General features: G+C 44.4%; 4 protein-coding genes. 2 read left to right on the top strand and 2 right to left on the bottom strand.

Annotated elements, in window-relative coordinates:
- Window positions 1-767 (top strand): AraC family transcriptional regulator ligand-binding domain-containing protein (locus AB4496_RS14735; protein ID WP_372131230.1); only part of this gene is annotated, 767 nt, incomplete at its 5' end.
- 4 nt (window positions 768-771) lie between these two features.
- On the opposite strand, the gene AB4496_RS14730 is transcribed toward AB4496_RS14735, so the two are convergent.
- Window positions 772-1,722, bottom strand: coding sequence for a chromosome partitioning protein ParA (locus tag AB4496_RS14730; protein ID WP_102258537.1), 951 nt, complete (start codon window positions 1,720-1,722; stop codon window positions 772-774).
- A gap of 39 nt (window positions 1,723-1,761) precedes the next feature.
- On the bottom strand, window positions 1,762-3,096 hold the full coding sequence (locus tag AB4496_RS14725) for a sphingomyelin phosphodiesterase (protein WP_102258536.1): 1,335 nt from the start codon (window positions 3,094-3,096) through the stop codon (window positions 1,762-1,764).
- A 415-nt stretch (window positions 3,097-3,511) separates the two neighbouring features.
- Between AB4496_RS14725 and AB4496_RS14720 the strand changes: the two genes are divergently transcribed.
- Window positions 3,512-4,033, top strand: coding sequence for a DUF2058 domain-containing protein (locus tag AB4496_RS14720; RefSeq protein ID WP_012604134.1), 522 nt, complete (start codon window positions 3,512-3,514; stop codon window positions 4,031-4,033).
- Window positions 4,034-4,164 lie beyond the last annotated feature (131 nt).

The raw sequence follows: 4,164 nt of genomic DNA, 5'->3' as shown, positions 1-4,164 counted from the left end.
TTGGTGTGTTGGGTTATGCGCTATCGACAAGTCAAAATGTCGGGGAGGCCATCAAGTCGGGCTTTAAATATCTGCGCCTGAACGGTCCTATTTTCTCGGTTAAATTATTTCTAGATTCCGAGCAAGCAGTGATTCAGATTGAGAACACCTTGGAAGTGGGCGATCTCCTACCTTTCTGCAGTGAGTATTTCTTGAGTTCAATCGTCTCTTTGTTCGAAGAACTGACTGGTCATGAGTTGGATATTCATACTTTGGCTTTGCCTTATGCTCGCCCTAATTACACCAAGCTTTATGACGAGCGTTTCCAGTGCCCGGTGATTTTTGAACAAAACTATTGTGAACTGCATTTTGATGTCTCCGTTTTATCACAAACTTTATTGACTCATGATGCCGCGACCCTGAAGCGCTATCTTGCGTCTTGCCAGTCGATAGTGGAAACGCTGGACTCTGAGCACCTGCTGACTAACCAGATCAAAACGATCTTTTATCAAACCGCAGGCAGTTTCCCGAATATAGAACAACTCGCGGATGAGTTTGGTTGTAGCTCTCGTACACTCAGGCGAGAGCTAGTGACCCATGATTCCAGTTATCAAATATTGCTTACCGAAGTTAGAGTGGAACTGGCCAAAGAGCTGTTACTCGGCACAACCATGAGTATCGATGACATCGGTGAAAGGCTCGGTTATAGCGACCCGGCAAATTTCAGAAGGGCGTTTAAAGGTTGGCTCAATAAAACGCCCGCTCAGTTTCGTGACGGTTTAAGTTAAAGCGTTACTTGCTAAAAAACTGCTCCCTGAAATCGGTGACTTGCTGTTGATAATAACTGTCCCAATCTTGTTGAGTCCAAGTGGCATAACTCGAGCTTCGCTGAGAGTCTAAGGTCATTTTGAGCTGATCCAGTTGCTTGTGATAGCTCATCACGGTTTGTTGCTGTTGTGCGACTTGTTGTTCTCGCACTGCAATGTTGCTGGCCTGCGCTTCATCTAAGTAGGCACCTTGGAGGTCGGCTTTGACTGATGCAACTTCAGCAGGGCTATAGCTGCTGGGTATCAAAGAGACTGCCAGTTCATATTTTTGAAGCTGTGTTTCGGCGTTTAACGTGCCCGTATTGTTTTGCCATTCACTAAGCAAATCTTGATAATTGGCCAAAAACTGGCTCGCTTCGTTCTCTTCAAGGGTGTTGGCGTCGAGCGTAAAATCTAGATGCGCAAACTGGTCTGCGAATAGCTGGTGGGCCAACTCTCCCCATACTTGCTGTGCAGACTGCTTGAATAAGGCAACACGATCTTCAAGAGTCTCTATGGATTCAAGTGGGATGGTACTTTGGGCTAATTGCCAGTCGACTGATAGCTGAGGATAGTCGCTCAGTAACTCAAACCATATACTCGGCAACTCCGATTTTAATCGTGCGAGTTGCTCAGTGCAGTCATCACGTTGTTGGCAAAGCTTCCAGAACCCATCGAGTTCATCGAATAGAGCTTTACCTTCAAGTTCGCTTAAGTTTTCAACATGCGTTTCTCCGCCCGATGATTCAGTTTGGGATTGATTGCTCTGCGATGCTGCATTTTCCGAACTGGCGGTTGCAGTTGGTGTGGAATTATCGTCAGCAGTTGTCGTAGAAACACGCGGCTTAGATCCTGTATGTTGAGCAGAAGATAGCGGTGTTTCAATCGATTTTGATGACCATGAGTAGCCAACAATGCTCGTCACCGCGACGAGCATTAGGATTAATATAACTCGATGCATTATGGGTTCACCGCGTTACTTGATGACAGCACTGACGGGGAAGTGGTCTGAAAGGTTGTAGTGCTTCCATAATTCACTGCTGGTTGAGCGAGGAACATCAACGCGGTTATTGTTGTGAGTTTTTTGTGCGTACTCCGAACTCACCACTACGTAATCCAAGTATTCGACATTTTCCCCGCCAGACATAGGCTCGCCTGCAAAGTTGTTGATACGAGGATCAAAGGTTGAAGCGGTATAACCTGAATACTCCGGCTCATCGGCTTGCAGGTTAGCGAACATTTGTTGGTAGTCGCCTGGGAACTTCAGCTTGTTCACGTTGAAGTCACCGCTGTAAATAACCGTTTCAGAGGTTGGTATTTCCAGTGATTGAGCAAGCTGACGCATCTGCTTGAATTGACGTTGTCGGTAGTCACGAGCTGTGTCCGTATCGAATGATGCGGTGTGAGTGCCAAACACGTGGTAAGCCTGACCGTTTTTGATGACTTCAGCGTAATTCACGCCTTTATCAGCGAAACAATCTGTGCCTGTACAATCAGGGAACACGTATTGCGCTTCGTTGACAATAGGGTAGCGGCTCACAATTATCACACCGCCGTCATAGATGTTAATCCCATCTTTATCGAGCATTTTGGTTTGATAAGGAGACTCTTTTGCAAGTTCACGCAAGAATTCATCTCTGCCGTTAGCAAACACCTCTTGTAGAGCCAACACGTCATAGCCCTTTACGTATTGAGGGATCAGGTCATAGCGGTCACCAATATGCGAAGCGATGGCAGGCAGTGCCCAGATGTTATAAGTCATGACTTTGAGTGTATTGGCATCTGGCTCTGGTTGCTCATCCACTTTTGGTGGAGTGATGGTGTAATAAATATCATCGTAGCGAGCGGTGTTATCAGCTTTGAAGGCAAGTTCAGTGTTCACATCAAAAGCATCGGTTGAATTACGATGAATATTACGATCATCATGCAGTGTTAAGTCGACGTCTGCGGCGCTCAAACCGTGTTGCAGTGTTGAGTTGTACCAATGTCCTTCCATGGTTTGATTAAGTGTGACGCTCTCCCCAATAGAATTTGAGACTACTGTGTCAAACTTGTATGTCTTACCGGACTTCACGCCTGTCCAGCGGTTGAAACTGATCAGCTTTTGGGTTTCCCACGGGCCAATTTGCTCAACATGTTGCTGCCACTCATCACCGAATTGAAGCTGGTCGGTACCCGTGTGATTGGTTTGAATCGTCATTACTTGGCTCGTGTTATTGGTCAGGTACACATCGGTATCTGCAATAGCCGAGGTTGAAATGAATGAAGCTGATGCAAGTATTGCACTCAGGCAAGTCCATTGAGTTTTCATCGTTTACGTTATCCTTATTGATTTATGTCTAGAATAACGTAGTCAAGAGTTATGACATTGGAGTTATAACTCTATGGCATTTATTCAAATATGAGATATATGCCAAGGTTTTATAAAATTGATTAACCATTGAAAATTAACATATTGTCTTATTGGAATGATAAATGGTACGCGCGCGAATAATAGAGTCAGGTAATGATTTCGAGTCGGTGGATCAGCCAATATTGGCGTGCTTAAACGAAAACTGTTTGTTCGGGGAGAGCAGAGGTTGTGAGCAACTAGAAGGGATTATGGTGACAGCTTAGATCTATCAGCACAAATTTTGCGATTGTTCTGTAATTTACTCTTGTTCAGTAAACAGAAACCTCAAAAACAGGTATGATAGTGTCGTTTTTAATCCTGAACTGGGAAAGTCATGGCAAAGTTAACACTCCAAGAGCAAATGCTTAAAGCTGGCTTGGTAAATGAGAAAAAATTAAAGAAGGCGAAGAAAGGCTCTAAAAAGTCTCGCGTTCAGTCTCGTGAAGCAAAAGCGGCAGCAGAAGAAACTAAACTGGCGCAGCAAGCGAAAGACAAAGAGTTAAACCAACAGTTGAAAGAACAGCAGTTGAGCAAAGAAATTAAAGCTCAAGTGAAGCAACTGATTGAGATGAACAAGATCGAACAGAAGAACGGTGAGATCAAATACAACTTCACCGACGGTACGCTAGTTAAATACCTTTACGTAGAAGAGCTGACTCAAAAGCAACTAAGTAAAGGCATTCTAAGTATTGCGCGCCAAGGCGAAAGCTATGTTGTTATCCCAACAGCAGTAGCAAACAAGATCGCAATGCGTGACGAAGAATCTATCGTTGATACGCAAGCTTCAAGCTCAGATGAAGTAGACGAAGATGACCCGTACAAAGACTTCGTGATCCCAGATGATCTAATGTGGTAATTGCCCGTTAGTACTGAGTAGAAGCACGAATTAAAAATGCAGCTGACAATCCTTCGATTGTGGCTGCATTTTTTTGTTTATGAGCTGTGAATCTTCTAGATAACAAATGACCACTAGCCAAATAGCCAAAT

The organism is Vibrio sp. 10N.222.46.A1, from assembly GCF_041473595.1.
GTDB lineage: Bacteria > Pseudomonadota > Gammaproteobacteria > Enterobacterales > Vibrionaceae > Vibrio > Vibrio tasmaniensis_A.
Note: the sequence above shows the minus strand (reverse complement) of the source record. Positions and strands in the feature narration are given on the sequence as shown.